The 19602-nt window shown below is 26.2% G+C and carries 21 protein-coding genes and 1 riboswitch; of the genes, 19 read left to right on the plus strand and 2 right to left on the minus strand.

What is annotated here, in order from left to right; translation table 11 throughout:
• From AC11VW_RS02745 to AC11VW_RS02780, 8 genes are all read left to right on the plus strand, one after another.
• Nucleotides 1-182, plus strand: a 182-nt coding sequence (locus AC11VW_RS02745; RefSeq protein WP_484299860.1) for a hypothetical protein, incomplete at its 5' end; no start/stop codon positions are given.
• 43 nt (nucleotides 183-225) lie between these two features.
• Entirely contained in the window at nucleotides 226-387 is a 162-nt protein-coding gene (locus AC11VW_RS02750) for a GHKL domain-containing protein (RefSeq protein WP_484299880.1), read from the plus strand.
• 301 nt (nucleotides 388-688) lie between these two features.
• Complete coding sequence (locus AC11VW_RS02755; protein ID WP_484299861.1) at nucleotides 689-3241, plus strand: ABC transporter permease; 2553 nt, start codon at nucleotides 689-691, stop codon at nucleotides 3239-3241.
• Entirely contained in the window at nucleotides 3234-3539 is a 306-nt protein-coding gene (locus AC11VW_RS02760) for a hypothetical protein (protein ID WP_484299862.1), read from the plus strand. The genes AC11VW_RS02755 and AC11VW_RS02760 overlap by 8 nt, the downstream gene beginning before the upstream one ends.
• Nucleotides 3540-3605: 66 nt before the next feature.
• On the plus strand, nucleotides 3606-4322 hold the full coding sequence (locus AC11VW_RS02765) for an ABC transporter ATP-binding protein (RefSeq protein WP_484299863.1): 717 nt from the start codon (nucleotides 3606-3608) through the stop codon (nucleotides 4320-4322).
• A gap of 207 nt (nucleotides 4323-4529) precedes the next feature.
• Nucleotides 4530-4961: a MarR family winged helix-turn-helix transcriptional regulator gene (locus tag AC11VW_RS02770; RefSeq protein WP_484299864.1), complete on the plus strand. Its 432-nt coding sequence runs from the start codon at nucleotides 4530-4532 to the stop codon at nucleotides 4959-4961.
• Between the two features lie 111 nt (nucleotides 4962-5072).
• Complete coding sequence (locus AC11VW_RS02775; protein WP_484299865.1) at nucleotides 5073-5549, plus strand: glutathione peroxidase; 477 nt, start codon at nucleotides 5073-5075, stop codon at nucleotides 5547-5549.
• A 185-nt stretch (nucleotides 5550-5734) separates the two neighbouring features.
• A complete protein-coding gene (locus AC11VW_RS02780) occupies nucleotides 5735-6265 on the plus strand; it encodes a glutathione peroxidase (protein ID WP_484299866.1) in 531 nt (176 codons plus the stop codon).
• Between the two features lie 355 nt (nucleotides 6266-6620).
• Here the strand turns inward: AC11VW_RS02780 and AC11VW_RS02785 are convergent, their stop codons facing one another.
• Nucleotides 6621-6791, minus strand: coding sequence for a hypothetical protein (locus AC11VW_RS02785; RefSeq protein WP_484299867.1), 171 nt, complete (start codon nucleotides 6789-6791; stop codon nucleotides 6621-6623).
• A 550-nt stretch (nucleotides 6792-7341) separates the two neighbouring features.
• On the opposite strand from AC11VW_RS02785, the gene AC11VW_RS02790 reads away from it, so the two are divergent.
• Entirely contained in the window at nucleotides 7342-8178 is an 837-nt protein-coding gene (locus AC11VW_RS02790) for an Rpn family recombination-promoting nuclease/putative transposase (RefSeq protein ID WP_484299868.1), read from the plus strand.
• Between the two features lie 339 nt (nucleotides 8179-8517).
• Here AC11VW_RS02790 and AC11VW_RS02795 read toward each other — a convergent pair whose 3' ends face one another.
• Nucleotides 8518-8991, minus strand: a complete 474-nt coding sequence (locus tag AC11VW_RS02795; protein WP_484299869.1) for a DUF2798 domain-containing protein — start codon at nucleotides 8989-8991, stop codon at nucleotides 8518-8520.
• A gap of 172 nt (nucleotides 8992-9163) precedes the next feature.
• On the opposite strand from AC11VW_RS02795, the gene AC11VW_RS02800 reads away from it, so the two are divergent.
• The 10 genes from AC11VW_RS02800 (at nucleotide 9164) to AC11VW_RS02845 (ending at nucleotide 19302) form a co-directional block, all read left to right on the plus strand.
• A complete protein-coding gene (locus tag AC11VW_RS02800) occupies nucleotides 9164-9592 on the plus strand; it encodes a MarR family winged helix-turn-helix transcriptional regulator (RefSeq protein WP_484299870.1) in 429 nt (142 codons plus the stop codon).
• 383 nt (nucleotides 9593-9975) lie between these two features.
• Entirely contained in the window at nucleotides 9976-10215 is a 240-nt protein-coding gene (locus AC11VW_RS02805) for a hypothetical protein (protein ID WP_484299871.1), read from the plus strand.
• A 197-nt stretch (nucleotides 10216-10412) separates the two neighbouring features.
• Nucleotides 10413-10982 (plus strand): hypothetical protein, encoded by a 570-nt coding sequence (locus AC11VW_RS02810; RefSeq protein WP_484299872.1) that lies wholly within the window; start codon nucleotides 10413-10415, stop codon nucleotides 10980-10982.
• A 218-nt stretch (nucleotides 10983-11200) separates the two neighbouring features.
• Complete coding sequence (locus AC11VW_RS02815; RefSeq protein ID WP_484299873.1) at nucleotides 11201-11638, plus strand: MarR family winged helix-turn-helix transcriptional regulator; 438 nt, start codon at nucleotides 11201-11203, stop codon at nucleotides 11636-11638.
• A gap of 11 nt (nucleotides 11639-11649) precedes the next feature.
• Nucleotides 11650-13038 (plus strand): MATE family efflux transporter, encoded by a 1389-nt coding sequence (locus AC11VW_RS02820; protein ID WP_484299874.1) that lies wholly within the window; start codon nucleotides 11650-11652, stop codon nucleotides 13036-13038.
• A gap of 248 nt (nucleotides 13039-13286) precedes the next feature.
• Nucleotides 13287-13369: riboswitch (cyclic di-GMP riboswitch) on the plus strand.
• Between the two features lie 198 nt (nucleotides 13370-13567).
• Nucleotides 13568-14695: a glycosyltransferase gene (locus AC11VW_RS02825; protein ID WP_484299875.1), complete on the plus strand. Its 1128-nt coding sequence runs from the start codon at nucleotides 13568-13570 to the stop codon at nucleotides 14693-14695.
• Nucleotides 14696-14927: 232 nt separating this feature from the next.
• Entirely contained in the window at nucleotides 14928-16172 is a 1245-nt protein-coding gene (locus tag AC11VW_RS02830; protein WP_484299876.1) for an O-antigen polymerase, read from the plus strand.
• Between the two features lie 29 nt (nucleotides 16173-16201).
• Nucleotides 16202-17383 (plus strand): glycosyltransferase, encoded by a 1182-nt coding sequence (locus AC11VW_RS02835; RefSeq protein ID WP_484299877.1) that lies wholly within the window; start codon nucleotides 16202-16204, stop codon nucleotides 17381-17383.
• A 160-nt stretch (nucleotides 17384-17543) separates the two neighbouring features.
• Nucleotides 17544-18653: a non-hydrolyzing UDP-N-acetylglucosamine 2-epimerase gene (gene wecB, locus AC11VW_RS02840; RefSeq protein WP_484299878.1), complete on the plus strand. Its 1110-nt coding sequence runs from the start codon at nucleotides 17544-17546 to the stop codon at nucleotides 18651-18653.
• 280 nt (nucleotides 18654-18933) lie between these two features.
• Entirely contained in the window at nucleotides 18934-19302 is a 369-nt protein-coding gene (locus AC11VW_RS02845) for a phage holin family protein (protein WP_484299879.1), read from the plus strand.
• Nucleotides 19303-19602 lie beyond the last annotated feature (300 nt).

Here is a 19602-nt window from a genome sequence, read left to right on the forward strand (position 1 = left end):
AACTAAGTGACTTACCTCCACAATTTGAAAATATAGCTGATAGAATTGGACTTGATAAAGCTAAGATGCTATTTGAAGAATTTGGAGGGACATCTGTGTATTTTCCTACTGAAAAGATGATATATAAAGAAGCTGCTTATCCAGTTAATGGGTATGCAGCTTTTTTACATTTTATTATTTAATTCATGTATATTTGTACTTAAAGGTAGGAGGACTAGATGATTAATTACAGATAAAAAAGATAATTTTATGCATGAAATAGGTATAAAGGATATAAAAAATGCTGTAAAAAAATATGATGTAGAAGTTAGTATTAATTTTACTGATAATAAATTTATACTAATTATGATGATTTCTATTAAAAAATGCCCAGTTTTGCCCACTTAACGACCAGTTTTGCCCAATCTATTGAATTTTAAAAGATAATAGGTTACTTTTAATGTGTAAAATATTTAAATAAAACTTGAAATTTCAATACATTCTGAGTTATGCAACAAACTTATATTTTTATTTTAATAGAGGATATAAAACCTGTTAAAAAATTGAAAATACATATTATTTGTATAAAAAAGCATTATTATAGTTAGAAATAGCTAGCTATAGTTAACCTAAGGTGTTGTAGATAAAATTTATTTACAACACCTTATTTATTAATATTAACTAAATTTTATTTATTGGGAGATTTAATATGAACATATATTTTAAAATGGCGATATCATACTTAAAGCAAAGTAAACTTAGAACAACATTGTTAGTTTTAGGTGTAGCACTTGGAGTTATGCTAACATTTGGAGTTGATATAATAACAGAATCTCAACAAAAAAATAACTTGCATACTGTAAGAAAGCTTTACGGTGGATATCATGCAACGTTTAAAGATGTCGATAAAAGTGTCGGAGAGAAACTTAAAACCGATGAAAATATTTCAAAAATAACGACAGTACAAAACTTAGGTGAAGCAGTTAATTCTAAAGGAATATCTGTTCAATTAAATTCATCAGATAAAGATTTTATAAATCAACAAGGATATAAATTAACTTCAGGAAGACTTCCAAATTCCCAAGATGAAATAGTCTTAGAAAAAGAAGCTCTTAAAAAGATGAAAGTTCCTGAAAAATTAAATACGACGATAAATTTTACAATTAAAAAAACGTATAAAGAAGAGAATGGCGATATAAAGATAGTAAATGTAAATAAGAACTTTAAAATTGTAGGTATAATTGAAAAACCAAATTCGTACTATGAGGACTTCTATAGATTAAATGCATTTACATATGAGAATAAAGTAGATATGGGTATTTTACCGCAAAATATAGTTACATATGATAGTACCATAAGCCTTAAATCTGGAGACGTAAATATTGGAGGTGAGTTATCTAAATTAGTCAATAAAAATAATATAGCTAGAGGAAGCTATGAAGAAAATGTTAAACTTAGTCGATTGTTGATGGAGATAAATGATAGCAATGATCCAGCACAAGGGATCAAAGATAATTTCATCGTAGCAGTTGCATCTATAGTTTTAGTATACAATATATTCAATATATCTTTAAATGAAACAATAAATCAAATGGGAATGATGAGACTTGTCGGTGCATCAAAAAATAAAGTCAGACGTATTTTATTGTATCAAAGTATTATAGTTATGATACTTGGAGTTTCTATAGGTCTTTTAGGAGGGCTTATATTTTCTTATATAGGCATCAATGTATTTAAATATTCTTTCATAAATATAGAATTAGAAGATCCTAAGATATATGTAAGTTTATATAATCTTATAAAATCAACGCTTATCGGTGCTGGCTCTGTATTAATTGCAAGTATTATACCAATATGGATATCTGGGAGAATATCACCAATAGAGTCTATAAGAAAAAATGACAAATCTAATGGGAAACTTACTTCTGGAGTTGGTAATAAATTTTTATTTAAAATATTTGGATTTACAGGTGCAATGGGATTTAAAAATATATTGAGAAATAAAATAAGAACCATTATATCGATCATGTCAATTGCATTAGGCGGTTATCTATTTATATGGACATTTGAAACATCAATTGGAGATGATATTGATAGATATAGTGAATATCAAGGGCAAATAAGTACTTATGATTTGAATATTGGACATGATGCAAATACGGATAAAGTAAATGTAGGTTATACTAAAGAAGATATTGAGGATATTAAAAAATTAAGCGGAGTAAAAGCTGTTAATTATAAGCAAGATTTTGAGGTTAATATAGTTTCAGATAGCAATAAAATGAATAAGGAATATCTAAAATACAATGCACTTAAAGATTCGGGAACTATAGTTAATGGTGCTAATCTAAAGTTATTTACAGATACTGATATAAAAGGATTGGAGGATTTTATTTCAGATGGAAGTATTGATAATTTGTATAAAGAAATAGATGGATATCCAAATGTAGCAGTGTCAAATTATTACTATGATATAATAAATGATTACTCATTTAAGAAAGTATATAATGATGTGCAAATAGGTGAAATTTTAACACTAAAAATTCCATTTAATGAAAATGGAAGTACTTTTTATAAAGATAAAAAAGTTAGAGTGGGAGCAATTTTAGGGGAGAAATGGAAGGCTAAGGCTTCAGGAAGATACCTTGAAATGATTACATCTGATAAGAATTTAGGAGTTTTATCAAATCAAGATAGTTACTCAGAAATAAGTATAAAACTAAAAAATAAAAATGATGAAAAGGCAACTAATGAGATAAAAAAAATTGTTAGTAAAAGAGGTATACCGAGTATTAGAAGCTCATTGGATGAGAAAATCGAAGCCAAAATGTATAGAGATCAGCTTGTAAAATCTAGAACTCTGCAAATAGTTCTTATATTACTAATTTCAACAATCAATATATTCTGTACAATAAGAACAAATATATTGATTAGAATGAGAGAGCTTTCAACATTAAGAGCTATTGGGATGTCTGTAAAAAGTCTTGGAAATATGCTATACGTTGAAGCTTTGATATATGGTTTATTTAGTTCATTAATAGCACTTATACTAGCGAGTATAAAGTCAATTAAATTTGTGGACTATATGAATCAACAACGCCAAGATATGGGGGGAGCTATGCTTGCAGAATTTAAGTTACCTATTATACCTTGGCTAGGTTTTACATTAATAGCTGTAGCTTTATGTATAATTACTACAAGTTTCTCTAAGAAGTACATAACTAGAATAAGTATTATAGAAGGCACAAAAAGTAATGAATAAATCTATACCATATAGATTAGAATTAGCAGAGAAGATTTTTGGTATTATCAAAAGTAAATTTGCTATAAAGGAGATAGATTTAAATTTTTTAGAGAAGCATTCTATATTCAATAATTTTACTAATATAGGAAATCACAATGCTTTTGATTTTCTTACAGAGATAAACAGAGAATTTAATATTGGTATAGAGTATAAGAGAATATTTCTGTATGAGTTAGAATATTTAAATAACTTAGTGGATTTAGTATACAAACATTTAAATATAAGAAATAGTAATAACCTTGAGAAAGTAAAATAGATATATAAAACACTTAGTTTAAGAATTAAATGAGAGGGAAAACTTTTAATAAATGTGGAGGAGAGTATGAAGAAATTAAGAGTAGAAAAGCTAAAAAAAATATATGGAAAAGGTGAAAGTGAAGTAGATGCACTAGCAGGTATTAACATAGAAATAGAACCACAAAAATTCACCGCAATAGTAGGGCAAAGTGGATCAGGAAAAAGTACATTACTTCATTGCATGGCTGGCCTAGATAAGCCAACATCAGGAAATGTTTTTTTAGACAATAAAGATATTTATAAATTAAATGATGATAAGCTTTCAAAAATAAGAAGAGAAGAATTTGGTTTTATATTCCAAAGTTTTAATTTGATTCCAGTAATTAGTGTATACGATAATATAGTTTTACCTATATCACTTAATGGAAATCAACCAGATAAAGAACATATAAACAATCTTATAGATAAACTTGGTCTAACTTCACAAATTAAAAAGTTTCCAAATCAGCTTTCAGGTGGACAGCAACAAAGAGTTGCTATAGCTAGAGCTCTAGCAAATAAGCCTTCAGTTATTTTTGCAGATGAACCAACAGGAAACTTAGATAGTAAGACTACAAAAGAAGTAATGGATATATTAAAACTTTGTGTTACTGAATTTAATCAAACACTTGTTATGATAACTCACAGTGATGAGATAGCAAAAACAGCGGATACAATTATTACTATAAGTGATGGTAAAATTGTAAAAACTTCAGATAAAAATAGTGAAGAGTATAAAACATATGAAACAGCAAAACAGTAAAAATTTAAAAAGATTTGCGTCCCTTATTTTTAAGAAAAATAAGGGAAAGATTTTACTATCACTTGAACTTGTAATCGTTATAGCAGTAATTGGCTTAGTTCAGCCTCAAATAAAAAACTTGACACTTAAAAAAGATAAATATATAATGAAAATATAAATCGATTTGATTAAATTAAATTTAGATAAATTAAAGTTGGAGTTGATAGTGTGAATAAATATGAAGCAATAAAATTAGATAATCAACTATGCTTTTCTCTATATGCACTGTCAAGAGAAATCATAAAGCTATACAAGCCATTACTTGATAAACATGGGCTAACTTACACACAATATGTAGCAATGTTAGTAATGTGGGAATATGAAAAAATAGGGTTTAAAGAATTAGGTAAGAGATTGCATCTAGATTCAGGTACACTTACACCTGTAGTAAAGAAATTAGAAGCGATGGAGTTAGTAACAAAGTATAGGAATAAAGAAGATGATAGAGTAGTTACAGTAGAGTTAATAGAAAAAGGAAGATTAATGAAAGAAGAAATACTTGATGTTCCTCAGCAAATGTATTCTATGTGTAAAGGTGAGGATTTAGACTTATTATCTATAAAAATACAGCTAGATAATTTATTAAATACACTAGGTTAGTATTAAATTAATAAAATACAGAGTTAAATTCAATAAAGAGTTTAACTCTAAAATATACAAAAATAGATTGAATACAATTAAATTTTAAAAAATTGAAATGGAGAGATTAATATGAAATTTTACGATTTTAAAGTTAACAAAATGAATGGGCAAGAAGTAAGTATGAGTGATTACAAAGGAAAGGTTGTATTAGTTGTAAATACAGCAAGTAAATGCGGATTGACTCCGCAATTTGAAGGATTAGAAGCATTATACAAAGAGTATAAGAATCAAGGATTAGAAATATTAGGATTCCCTTGTAATCAATTTGCCAATCAAGACAAAGGAAGCAACAAAGAAATACAAGAATTTTGCCAATTAAATTATGGGGTAAGTTTTACAATGTTTGAGAAACTAGATGTAAATGGCAAAAATGCTCATGATTTATATAAATATTTAAAAAATGAAGCAAAAGGGTTATTAAGCAAGGAAATAAAGTGGAACTTTACTAAGTTCTTAATAGATGGTAATGGAAATATAGTAAAAAGATATGGACCTACAGTAGAACCATTAAAAATTAAAGCTGATATAGAAAATTTATTAAAATAATTACTAAGACATCAGTAGAAGGAAATATAGCAGCACTTTCTGCAGTAGCGTATATAGATGAACAAAAAAGAAATAATAAATACCTAAGGATGCAATTAAATTAAATATAGAAAGATATTTATAAACTTTAAAAATACTGAAGTATTTTAAATAAAAATAAAAGTTTTAACAAAAGGAGATAAAAAATGATATACGATTATAAAGTAAAAGATGCACAAGGTAATGAAGTTTTAATGGAAGCTTATAAAGGAAAGGTATTATTAATAGTAAATACAGCGACAGGATGTGGATTTACACCACAATATGAAGGACTTCAAAAACTATATGATAAATACAAAGAGCAAGGATTTGAAATATTAGATTTCCCTTCAAATCAATTCTTCGAACAAGCTCCAGGAAGTAATGAAGAAATAGTTAGTTTTTGCCAACTTACTTATGGAACAACATTTAAAACTTTTGCAAAAATAGATGTAAATGGAGAAAATGCAGATTCATTATATAAATTTATAAAGACAGAAGCTCAAAATGCTGATGAAGATACAGATTCAAATGGTTTATATAACAAATTAGCTGAACTAGGATTTAAGACTAGCGGAAATGATATAAAGTGGAATTTTACTAAGTTCTTAGTGGACAGACAAGGTAATATAGTAGAAAGATTTGCACCTACTTATGAGCCAGAAAAATTAGCTAATGCTATAGAAACATTGTTATAAAAAGTGGTTTAGATCTAAATATGTTTGATAAATACTTGAAAATTCCAAATAAAAAGCTCGTCGTATTATCTAATTATAATTAGTAAATACAACGAGCTAACTACTTTCATTATTGATTTTCATAACTTCCATTTACCTTATCTTCTAAATTTAGTAAGTCACTATACATATCAATATCATTACCTAGTATAAGAGCATCTTTTAATTTGATTTAAAACTGAAAAATAGCAACTAACTATATAAGAATGGTCTATATACTTTTTATACATTCCAACATAGCTTATACTTCATTGGTTTTTTAGTTCCTTTTTTCATATTAAATCCTTCTTTTTTACTGCACTACATATGTTATAAATTATTTTTGAGTATAATCGTTAACTATATTAACAAATTCATACATATCTAAATTTGAATCTAATTTATTTATCATCTCATTATAATACCAATTTGCAAATTCTGGATCTGCTAAAGTTGCATTCATTTTTTCAAAATCTAAGTTCCCTTGATTAAAATTATTTGTATTCATTTTTATCTCCCCTTTAATTTAGTAGTATTGTTATTCATCGTAAATATAGGATGTATACATACAATTTGTCCTCCTCGTTATATATTATTTATCTTATCTCTATGAGATTTAAGATCTATATCAATTTTTTATTCTCTATTTGTTCTTCATTATTCTTTATTTCCACATAGTTTTTTTAAAATTTTCTCATCTTTTAAGCTTCTCATATCTAAATATTAGTATAATTATAGTACTATTTTGTAAGAAATGCATTATATATTTTTTTTTTTCGTTATATTTAATTAAATCGTTGTGCTAGTTAAATTTTACACTAATAAAACTCCGACAAATATAAAAACCTAAGATTACATCAAAATCTAAAGGAGATTTTTATATGTTGGAGCTTAATAAATATTATATCCAGAAGATAGAAAATTTAACTGATTTATTTACAACTAGTTTTGTGATTGTAGATGGATCACTTTAAAGGTGTAATTTAGTGTAAAGGTGAAATTAATGGTAATCATTATATGATATAATATAATAAATATAGTGAAAGGGTGGATAAGAAATGAATAAAACATTATTAAGTCCTAAAGTTGACTTTGTATTTAAGAAAATATTTGGGTCAGAAAAACATCCAAATATACTTATATCCTTTTTAAATGCTGTAATGAAACCAATAGATCAAATAAAATCGGTAGAGATAAGAAATTCAGATATAGAAAAAGATCATATAGAAGATAAATACAGCAGATTAGATATAAAGGCAATAACTAATAAAGGTGAAAATATAAATATAGAAATACAAGTTAAAAATGAATATAATATGATAAAAAGAAGTTTATACTACTGGAGCAAGATGTACGAAGAGCAAATTGTAGAGGGCGATAATTATGATAAGCTGTCAAAAACAGTATGTATAAATATATTAGATTTTAAGTACTTAAAAAATGAAAAGTTCCATAATGCATATAGATTAAAAGAAATTGAAACTAATGAAGAGCTTACTGATACAATTGAAATACATTTTATAGAAATACCGAAGTTATCAAAGATAAGTGGAAAAGAAGAAGTAACGGATATGTTAGAAGCTTGGGTTGAGTTTATAAATAATCCAGAGAGTGAAATTGTAGAAAAATTAGAAATGAGCAAGGATGAAATTAAAGAAGCAAAAGATGAGTTAATAAAATTAAGCTGTGATCCAAAAGAAAGAGAGCTTTATGAGAAAAGAAAAGAATCTATTTTGAATAAGGTTAGTGCATTAGAGAGTGCTGAAAAAAAAGGTAGGGACTTAGAAAAAATAGAGATTGCAAAAAACATGATAAAAAACGGATTGGATGATATATTAATAGCGAATATAACAGGCTTAAAAATCGATATTATATCAAATTTGAGAGACAAATAAAGATAGTGACTGTGTTTTATAATGGTTAGTGAGACTAATGTTTAGATACTGCAAATCAATTTGTGTTTTTGAGCACAAATTGATTTACACTACCACAAAAGGGAACTGAAAATCCAGTTCCATAGTGATTGTATTTTATCATTGTAAAATTTTGATAAATAACTTAAGATAATTCTACAATAAAATACTCACATGCCAATTATTTAGAATGTAAGCGTAAAATTGTCCCCACCTGTTGTTCAGAGGGGGACTTTGTTATGCCGATAAATTATCTTTTTTATTTGCCTTGTCTTATTTGACAAGGCCTTATAATTATACTAAATATAAATTTATACTGAATTAAGCTGCATTTTTATTAATAGTTACAGGATACATATTAAAAAATATTGTCCTAATAATAGGTGATACAATAAATAAGTTTAATGGTATAGCAAAGATAAAGTTTTTGATTATACCTAGACCATAAGCAGGTAATAAAGCATGTCCAAATCCTACATTTGTAACGGCACCGAAAAATGACATCCAAAGAACCATACCACATCCAGTAAAGAATGACATACATATTCCTCTCTTCTTCATACTATCTTCAGGTTTTAAAATTTTACCAACTATAACCTTAACTATTTTACCAACTATAAAAATATCTCCTATTAATGCAAATATAAATGCAGGGATAAATCCTACTATAGCGTGTTTTAAAACATTCAATGAAATACCTTCCATTAAAGCTAAGTTATAACAACTCATTATAAATACCATTGTTGTACATATCATCAAAATAAATATAAAATGTTCTTTTTTGTTATTGCCCAAAATAAAATACCTCTTTCTTATAATTTCGTCAACTTAGTTGACGTAATTCATAATAACATAATTAAATTATATTGTAAACTTAGTTTACAAAAAAATAACTTAAAGATATTTAAAAAAGAGATATAATAATATAGTATAGAATTGTAATGATGGATATTTAAGGAGATAAGAAATGCAATCATATATTACAGATTTGAATTTAGTAGATTTAATAAGTGAAAAGCATGCTAAGCTTAGGAAAATGGTAAGAGATAAGTGGGTAGAGGCTGGAGAAGAATATATAACTGATACAGAATCATATATGCTAGCTTTACTAGAAAGGGAACCTATGACAGTGGCTCAATTAGCTAGAAAAATTGATATATCACGTCAAGGTGCTCACAAATGTTCAAAAGGATTAATTTCAAGGGGTTATATATTATTGGAAAATATTGAAGGAAACTCTAGGGATAAGGCGTTGATATTAACTGACAAAGGTCATAGATTTTGTGAAAAAACTTTAATTATTAAGAAAAAAATTGAAAATGATATAAAAAACTCAATTGGTGAGGACGAGTTAGAGTTATTAAGGAAATATCTAAGTAAAACATGGTTTAAGTAGAAGTTATACAGATTATTAAAATTATTTCAAGATGGTAAGTTAAATTGCAATTTCAAATTGAATCGTGGACATGATTGTTATAAATCATTTTAACTATTGAAACTCATAAATTAGGTATTGATAAAATCATCAATACCTTTTTTGAAATTACAAGGGGATTATAATACTTCAAAATCTGTGGAAAACTTGTGTATTAAAGTAATATCAATGTATTCAAGAAAATAAAAAGTGACAAAAAGGTTATAAATATAGTGTGTATATTGAGTGAATGCTATAATAAAGATAAGTTCACAATTGTTATACAATACGAAATAAAATATTTTTGATACAATGATTGGATTTTAACTTATTTTCTCTAAGCATAAAACATAAGGGGGATTACTTTGAAAAAAATATTTTTTTACTTACTTTCATTATTGAGTATAATTTGTATGCTACTTGGTTTTTTTCTAAAAAAATCAAATCTTATGGGCTTCGGATTCTACTTGCATTTTATTGATGCGACATACGTTTCTTTAGAAGAGTATAAGAACTCTAAGAAAATTACATCTAAAACAATATACTATCCATTAATTCTTTTAATATTTACAACTATTGTAATATATCAAGCTGTACTAAGTTAATTAATTTGACTTATGATGAGGCTATAGAATTAGTGAAAAGGTACTTTCAGATGCTATTAAATAATTATAAATTAAAATTGATATAGGAGATTTTGTATGGACAAAAGAAAGAATAATTTGAGTAAAAAAAAATATATTAAAATATTGATTGCATTATTATAATACTGGTAATTTTTTTTAGAAAGGTATGTGTAAATATGGACAAAGATAAAAATAAATTCATTATACTAATAATATTTCTAGTAGTTACAATAGCATTAATATATCCATTATTAGTAGATAAAAAAGGAAATGATACGCTAGATAACAATATAACAAAAATAGAAAAAGACTATGTATTAGAAGAAACTCTTGCGCCACCACATTCATTTTCAGTTGCAGATTATAGTAGGTGGACTGAGAGTTCAAATCCTTTACTACTTAGCGAGGGTAAAATTAATTCTATAATTGAGCCAATAACTAATACAGAAGATATAGAATCCATTATTGATATATTAAACAGTAAAACTTATACTCAAATTACAGAAAGTGAATTTAAGTTTTATTTCAATAAACCAAATGCTGATATAAGATTTTCACTTCAAGCATCTATTGAATCAGATTTTCTTGATAGATACCTATATCCATACAATATATTTATAGGAAATGATTTATCTTTTGTTATGCGACTTGGAAAAGATTTAGATTACAGTTACGTAAAAGGAACTGTAACGAATAAAGATATAAGTAAAATTGAAGATATTTATAAAAATAAAAAAGAGCAATAAAAAATAGGTGTATCATTGCACCTATTTTTTATTTTGAAGAAATACTAAATGATATGTATTTCAAAAGAAACATTAGTGTAACTTTTTTTAAATATATACATAAAATATTACTAATGATAAAAAAGTTGTATCTGCAACTATTTTCTGCTATAATAGAATAGTTGCGCATGCAACTAATAAAATGGTTGCGCATGCAACTAATAAAAGGTGGAATAGACATGAATAAAGAAAATTGTAACGATAATAGATATATAGGTAAATATATTTCTCAATTGTACAGAAAAGCAAGTATATTTATAAATAGAGAAGTATCTAAATATGATATTAGATCAGGTCAACTTATATTTCTAATGGATCTATATGCTCAAGATGGAAAAAATCAAGAAGAAATATCTGAAAGATTAAAAATAGATAAAGGTACAACTGCTAGAGCTCTAAAAAAACTAGAAGAACAAGAATTCATAACGAGAGTTAAAGATATAGATGATAAAAGGGCTAATAGAATCTATTTAACAGAAAAATCTAGAGAAGTTAAAGAAGATATATATAGTGTTTTTGATGATTGGAACGAAAAAATAAGTGAAAATTTAACTAAGGAAGAAGAAGAAACACTAAAAAATCTACTTGAAAAAGTATGTAAAAATATAAATATATAAGGAGGAAGATTATGGATAATAATCAGAATATATTAGGCACAGAGCCAATTGGTAAGTTACTATTAAAATATTCAGTGCCAGCAATTATAGGGATGATGGTAAGTGCACTTTATAATGTAGTAGATAGAATGTTTATAGGAAATATACCAGGTGTTGGTCCTATGGCAATAACAGGTCTTGGAGTGGCAATGCCAATAATGACAATAATAATTGCCTTTGGAACACTTGTAGGTGTAGGATCAACTACAAATGTATCTATAAAGTTAGGTGAAGGAAAAAAAGAAGATGCTGAACGTATAATAGGAAATACAATAAGTTTAGCAGTGATAATAGGTATTACATTATCTATAGTTGGAATAATATTTTTAAATAAAATACTTATTATATTCGGAGCAAGTGAAGGTACGCTTAATTATGCAAAATCTTATATGAGTGTAATACTACTTGGAACAGCATTTAGTATAATGTCAATGATGTTTAGTAATTTAATAAGAGGCGATGGAAATCCAAAGCTTTCAGCTATTATAATGATTGTAGGTTGTGTTACCAATATAATATTAGATGCATTATTTATATTTGTATTTAATATGGGAATACAAGGAGCGGCATTTGCCACTATAATATCCCAAGCAACTACATCAATGTGGGGATTATCATATTATGTAAGAGGAAAATCAAACGTAAAACTTAGAAAAATAAATTTAAAGTTAAATAAAACAATTATAGCAGCAATATTCTCAATAGGTTGTGCTCCATTTGCAATGCAAATGACGAATAGTTTGGTTCAGATTATATTAAACATTTCATTAAAAAAATATGGTGGAGATTTATCAATAGGAGCAATGGCAACAATAAGTTCAATAAGTATGATATTTATAATGCCTGCATTTGGTTTTGTGCAAGGAATGCAACCTATAGTAGGATTTAACTACGGAGCTAAAAATTATGATAGGGCTAAAAAAACTTTAAAAATAAGTTTATTATCAGCAACATTTATATTTGTATTAGGTGCTTTATTTGTACAGCTTGCACCACAAGTTTTAGTTGGAATGTTTAATAAGGATGTACAACTTATGAATATAACTGTAAGTGGATTAAGCAAATATGCATTTGCAATGCCAATAATAGGGGTATCTATAGTAGGTAGTAACTACATGCAGTCAACAGGAAAAGCAAAGATGGCTATAGTATTAGGTTTATTAAGGCAAGTTATAATATTAATACCTATGATATTTATATTACCTAATTTCTTTGGTTTAAATGGAGTTTGGTTTGCACAACCTACTGCTGACATTGTATCAGCACTTATAACAGGTATAGTTTTAATTAAAGAGATTAGAAAATACTCTGTAAATGAAGAATATGAATTAAGTGAAGAAGTAACAGTTACTGCAGTATAAAATCTATAAGTAGAGAAGAAATATAAATGAGCACAGTCGTAGATTATATCTTTAATGTAAATATAGATAAGGTGGATATTAATGTTTTATATTGAAAAATAAAATTGAAATTAACAAAATTCATATAAAAGAAAAAAACAAGCAAATTACTTTAAAAATGAAATTCAAGTTTTGCAGTAAAAGAACTAGTTTTGTCGAATATATATACAAATAACACATTAAATGTTAATATTTAGCATAAATGTTAAGAAATAGATAGAAACTGAGAAGTATGTCTTGTACCTGGGCACCTGAGGCATATGGAGATAGTGGTGCAACCGGCTATAATTACTGAAAAAACACAGAAACATATATAAAGTATAACTTTATATGTTTCTGGTGTACAGAAAATATAGTCTTTTTTTTGTATCTAAAAATAGGGTAATCAAACGAGAGGGTAACAAGTAAATAAGGCAATAGTAGAAGAATCAAAAGAGCAAAAGAAAGTAGCTTATTTATAAGATAAGTTATTTAAAAAGCGGAGGAAAAAATGACTAAAATAGCAATTGCTCATGATTGGCTAACTAATATGGGTGGAGCAGAAAAGGTAATTATAAACTTTAAGCAAATATATGAACAAGCTCCTATATATACGATTTCATATAATGAAAATAATCTAGATGAAGAGTTAAAAAATATAGATGTAAAAACAAGCTTTATACAAAATTTTCCTAAGGGAAATGTAAAGCATCAAATGTATTTACCATTTATGCCAACTGCATGGGAGCAGTTTGATTTTAATGAATATGATGTGGTTTTATCAAGTTCATCTTCATGTGCAAAAGGTATAATAACACCTCCAGATACTACACATATATGTTATTGTCATTCTCCAATGAGGTATGCATGGGAATTTTACAATGAATATATGGAAAGAGAGAATATGGGGAAATTAAAGAAGCAACTTATTAAATATATAATGAACTACATACGTATTTGGGATAGAGCATCTGCAGATAGAGTTGATTATTATATTGCAAATTCAAAGAATGTTGCAAAAAAAATCTATAAACATTATGGAAAAGAAGCAGATGTTATACATCCACCAGTAAAAGGGTCATATTTCAATATATCTGATACTGATGAAGAATACTTTTTAATAGTATCTAGACTAGTTCCTTATAAGAGGGTTGATTTAGCAGTAGAAGTATTTAATGAATTAGGGTTACCTTTGGTTGTTATAGGAGGAGGATCACAACTTGAATATTTAAAATCTATAGCTAAGCCAAATGTAAAAATATTAGGAAGACAACCTGATGAAGTTATAAAGGAATATTATTCTAAGTGTAGGGCATTTATATTCCCTGGAGAAGAAGATTTTGGAATAACTCCACTTGAAGCACAAGCTAGCGGACGACCTGTTATAGCTTTTGGCAAAGGGGGGGCTTTAGAAACTGTAGTTGCTGATCAAACAGGTTTATTCTTTAAAGATCAAACAGTTAATAGTTTAAAAGATGCTGTATTGCAGTTTAATGAAATGCAGTGGAATAAACAAGATATCAGAAATCATGCTTTAATGTTTGATGAAGAAATATTTAAGCATAAAATAAAATCATATGTAGAAGAAAAAAAATATGAACATAAAAAAATCATGAGTAAAATGGGGAGAGTATTATAATTACTAGGTATTACAAGTAGAAATATTTGATTATATAAAAGTCAAATATCTATGCTCGATTGAGAAGATGAGGGATAAAATGAGATACAATAAACAGAATTTACTTAAAGCATTTTTAAAGAAGTACATTGTGTTATTATTTTTTATAATAAATTTAATTTTGACGTTATTTTTATGCATTGATAGTATTATCATATTAGGCAGCTTTATAATTATCTTAGGAATTTTAACCTTGATATTAAATGAATTATCATTTAGTAAAAATTTAAAACCGACGATGTCAATTTTCTTTGTATTTTTTTATAGTTATATGTTTTTAACACCTATGTTTCAAGTTAACTATGGTAAATTTCCAAATACATTATTAGTTGACGAAAAACTAGTAACATTAAATAATTTTTATATAATAATATTCATGATTGTATATTGCTTAATTTATAAATTTTCAAAAGTAAAAAAATCTACAATATTAGATGTAAATCAATTTATTGATAACAAAACTATAAATTTATTTGCAATTATATGTTTGTTAATATTAATAATATTTTCTAAAAGCATATATACACAAATAACGAATCCATCATCATTAATGGTTTTTAGTGAAGGTGGTGTGAGTGAGTTATTTATAAAAAGATTTTTATTTATGGTACCACTAGGATATATTTTTTGTGTAATATCATCCTATAATCAAATAAAAAATAAAAAAGTACATGTATTTCTAAGTATAATATTTGTAATACTTTTCTTGAATCCATTAATGCATAAGAGGAATGCGTTAGGACCTATTATAATAGCATTAATTTTTTATTTCCCTATAAAAAAAATAGGTAATATAGGATTTACTCTATTTAATGTATTTATACTATTATTGTTGTTTCCTAGTGTCAAAATATTTACCCATGATTATTATATATATAGTATACCTATGATATTAGAAAATATAAAAAATTTCTCTTTATATAAAGAGTTTATATGGTTAGATTTTGATGCATATGCAAATTCTATTGCTACAATTTTATATACAAAAGATTATGGATTTACATTAGGAAAACAACTATTGTCATCTATTTTATTTTTTGTGCCTAGATCTATATGGCCAGATAAAGCTGTAACTACAGGAATTTTAATTGGTGGATATTTAATGGATCACTATGCAATGTGGTTTGATAATTTATCAAACCCAATTGTAAGTGAGGCATATATAGATTTTGGAATAATAGGCATTTTGATATATAGTACAGTGTTTGCTATTATATCAAAAAAAATAGATTTAGGAACAAATAATAATTTTGGATTAATTATAGCACTTTATATGAGCTCTCACATGATTTTCTTAATGAGAGGAGCTTTAATGGTAGGGATAGCATATTTAATAGGTCCTTTATTTGCAATATTACTTCCAATATATATATCTAGGATAACCTATAAAAAAAATAATAAAACACAAGATTATTGTATGGTAAAAAATAAATCTTAAAATCCAAGAAAGTTAATAGGAGGTTTTTAATGAAGGTTATTCAAGTTAATGATTTTTATGAAGGCGGTGGGGCTGAGGTAGTATACAAAAAAACAACAGAACTACTAAAAGATAAAAATATAGAAGTGATAAATTTTGATATAAGAGATATAAATACAAATAAAAGCATATTTCAATCAATAAACTATATATATTCAGTAGAAGCATATAGAAAATTATATGAAAAATTAAACAATAATAAGCCAGATATAATCCATGTTCACAATTTTTATCATGTATTATCTCCATCTATATTAAAAGCTATAGAAAAATATAAAAAAAAGAATAATTGTAAAGTTATAATGACAGTACATGATTATCATATAGCTTGTCCAAATACTGGTTTTATATCGTACAATAAAGATAATATTAATATCTGTGATAAATGTTTAGATAAAAAAAATCATAGAGTGATATTGAACAATTGTGATAAGAGAGGCTTTTCACATAGCTTACTGAAAGGTATAAGATCTATTTTTAATTACAATTATGGTAATAATTTAGCTGTAATAGATTTATTTTTAACACCAAGTAAATTTATGAAAGAAAAAATAAAATACATTGTAGATGAAAATAAGATTGGAATTTTAAAAAATCCCATATTTGATATTGAAAAAATTCAAAAAATAGATGAGAATAGCACTAACCTAATGGAGTTTGATTTAGTATTTGTAGGACGTTTATCAAAAGAAAAAGGTATTTTAAAGTTTATAGAATTTCTAAAAGAAAACAACTTAAAATACAAGTTTGCTGTAGTAGGAGATGGTGAAGAAAAAGAAATAATTAAAGATTATGTGAAAAATAATTATTTAGATAGTATACAATTACTTGGAAGTAAGACACATGAAGAAGCACTAGAAATAATAAAAAAATCAAGAGCATTAGTATTACCTTCGGTATGGTATGAGAATGCTCCATTGTCTCTTATTGAAGCTTATATCATGAATAAACCATTTTTTATAAATCCATTAGGTGGAATGAAAGAATTTGCTGAAAATCACCTTGAAAAACCTGAAAAATCTTACATAAATAAATCTAATTTTATAAATTTAGATACTACTATAAAACAGTATAAATTAAAATATAATAATTCATCAATAGATGAATATTGTCCTCAGCAGTATATAGAAAGACTTATAGAAAATTACATTAAGATTAGTCCAGTCTACTGAATAGATACACAAAACCGAAGGCATACAAGCCTTCGATTTTGTGTATGTTGGCTTGGATAATGAGAACATCTGAATTAATACATGAATACCATACTATTATACAAAGGATTATAAATAGGAATTAATTACCTATATAAATAGAACAAATAAGGAGCTTATAATGAATAAAATAAAAGTTATGACTGTATTTGGAACTAGACCAGAAGCTATAAAAATGGCACCTTTGGTTAAAGAGTTAGAATATAGGAAAGAGATAGATAGCATAGTGTGCGTAACAGCACAACATCGTCAAATGTTAGATCAAGTTTTAAATACATTTAATATAAAACCAGATTATGATTTAAATATAATGAAACAAGGACAAACTTTAGTTGATATAACTACGAGAGCTTTACAGAGCTTAGACAAAGTTATAAAAGAAGTTAAACCTGACATAGTTTTAGTTCATGGAGATACAACTACTACATTAGCAGGTAGTTTTGCTGCTTTTTATAATCAAATTGTAGTTGGGCATGTTGAAGCAGGGTTAAGAACATATGATAAATATTCTCCATACCCAGAAGAAGTAAATAGACAAGTGACTGGTGTTATAGCTGATATGCACTTTGCACCAACAGAAGTATCTAAAGCGAATTTATTGAGTGAAGGAAAAAAAGAAGAAACTATATATGTAACAGGAAATACTGCTATAGATGCACTTAAAACTACTGTTAGAGAAGATTATACGCATGAAGTTATAGATAAGCTAGGTAGTAATAAGATGATATTACTTACTGCTCATAGAAGAGAAAATTTAGGTGAAAACATGAGAAGTATGTTTAATGCTATAAAAAGAATAGTAGATGAATTTGAAGATATACAAGTTGTATATCCTATACACTTAAATCCTTTAGTTAGAGATACTGCTAGTGAGATATTTGGAGATAATAGTAAAATTCATTTAATAGAGCCTTTAGAAGTTTTAGATTTTCATAATTTCTTAAATAAAGCTCATATAATAATGACCGATAGTGGAGGAATACAGGAAGAAGCACCTTCATTAGGAAAGCCTGTACTTGTTTTAAGGAATACTACTGAAAGACCAGAAGGTATAGCTGCTGGAACTTTAAGGTTAGCAGGTGTTGATGAAGATACTATATATAATATGACCAGAGAATTATTAATTAATAAAGATATGTATGAATCAATGTGTAAAGCATCAAACCCATACGGAGATGGAAATGCAAGTAAGTATATAGTTGATGCTATACTAGAAAAGTTCAAAAACTAGAATGCAACTTCTAAACAATATATGGTTTAATCATAATGATAATAAAGATGTATGTTCAGGGTTTGAACAGATGTTTATTTTCTATAATAGTTAATTATATATAGATTATTTATAAACTATTATTTATTATATTTAAAAAATTATACAATAAAAATCTTAAATTTAAGTTTTATCAATATTATAGGGAATATTATTTAATATAATGGTCAATATATAACTGTAAATTAAAAAGCTTTGTGCAAAATAAATAAAATATTATTTTATTAAAGGAGGAGTTTTTATGGCATATGATAATGATAAAAAGAGAGAAAATAATAATAGTTTAATAAGATGGATAGGTAGATTCATATTAGTTGCAATTATATTAACAATAACATCATTTGTAACACCAGGATTTGCAATCAATGGATTATGGTCATATTTAATAGCTGCTGTTGTAATATCTGGATTAGATTATATAGTAGAATTACTTATGGGAGTTGATGCATCTCCTTTTGGAAAAGGAATAAAAGGATTTGTAATTGCAGCAATAATAATATACTTTGCACAATTTTTAGTTCCTAATATGAGTGCATCTATTATAGGAGCAATATTAGCAGCTATAGTTATAGGAGTTTTAGATGCAGTATTTCCTATTAGAGCTATGTAATTTAAAATACATTTAAAAATTTATATTAAGATAATAAGTCAGAAAAAACAATCTCATTTGTAGGTATAATCGAGAACCATATAATAAATAACGTAGACTTTTTTGTAGTGATAGAAATTGTAAATAGATATTATAGTATAAAATACTCTTACCTTAGTAATATAGGTAAGAGTATTTTATTATTATGTATAGTATTTTTAATATCTATGATTATATTTACTACAGTTAGAATTAAAAAAAATAAATAATATAAGTGTGAAAAATTAACTAGTATAATAATATCTTTTTTATTTGAAAACA

Source organism: Romboutsia sp. (genome assembly GCF_056995035.1).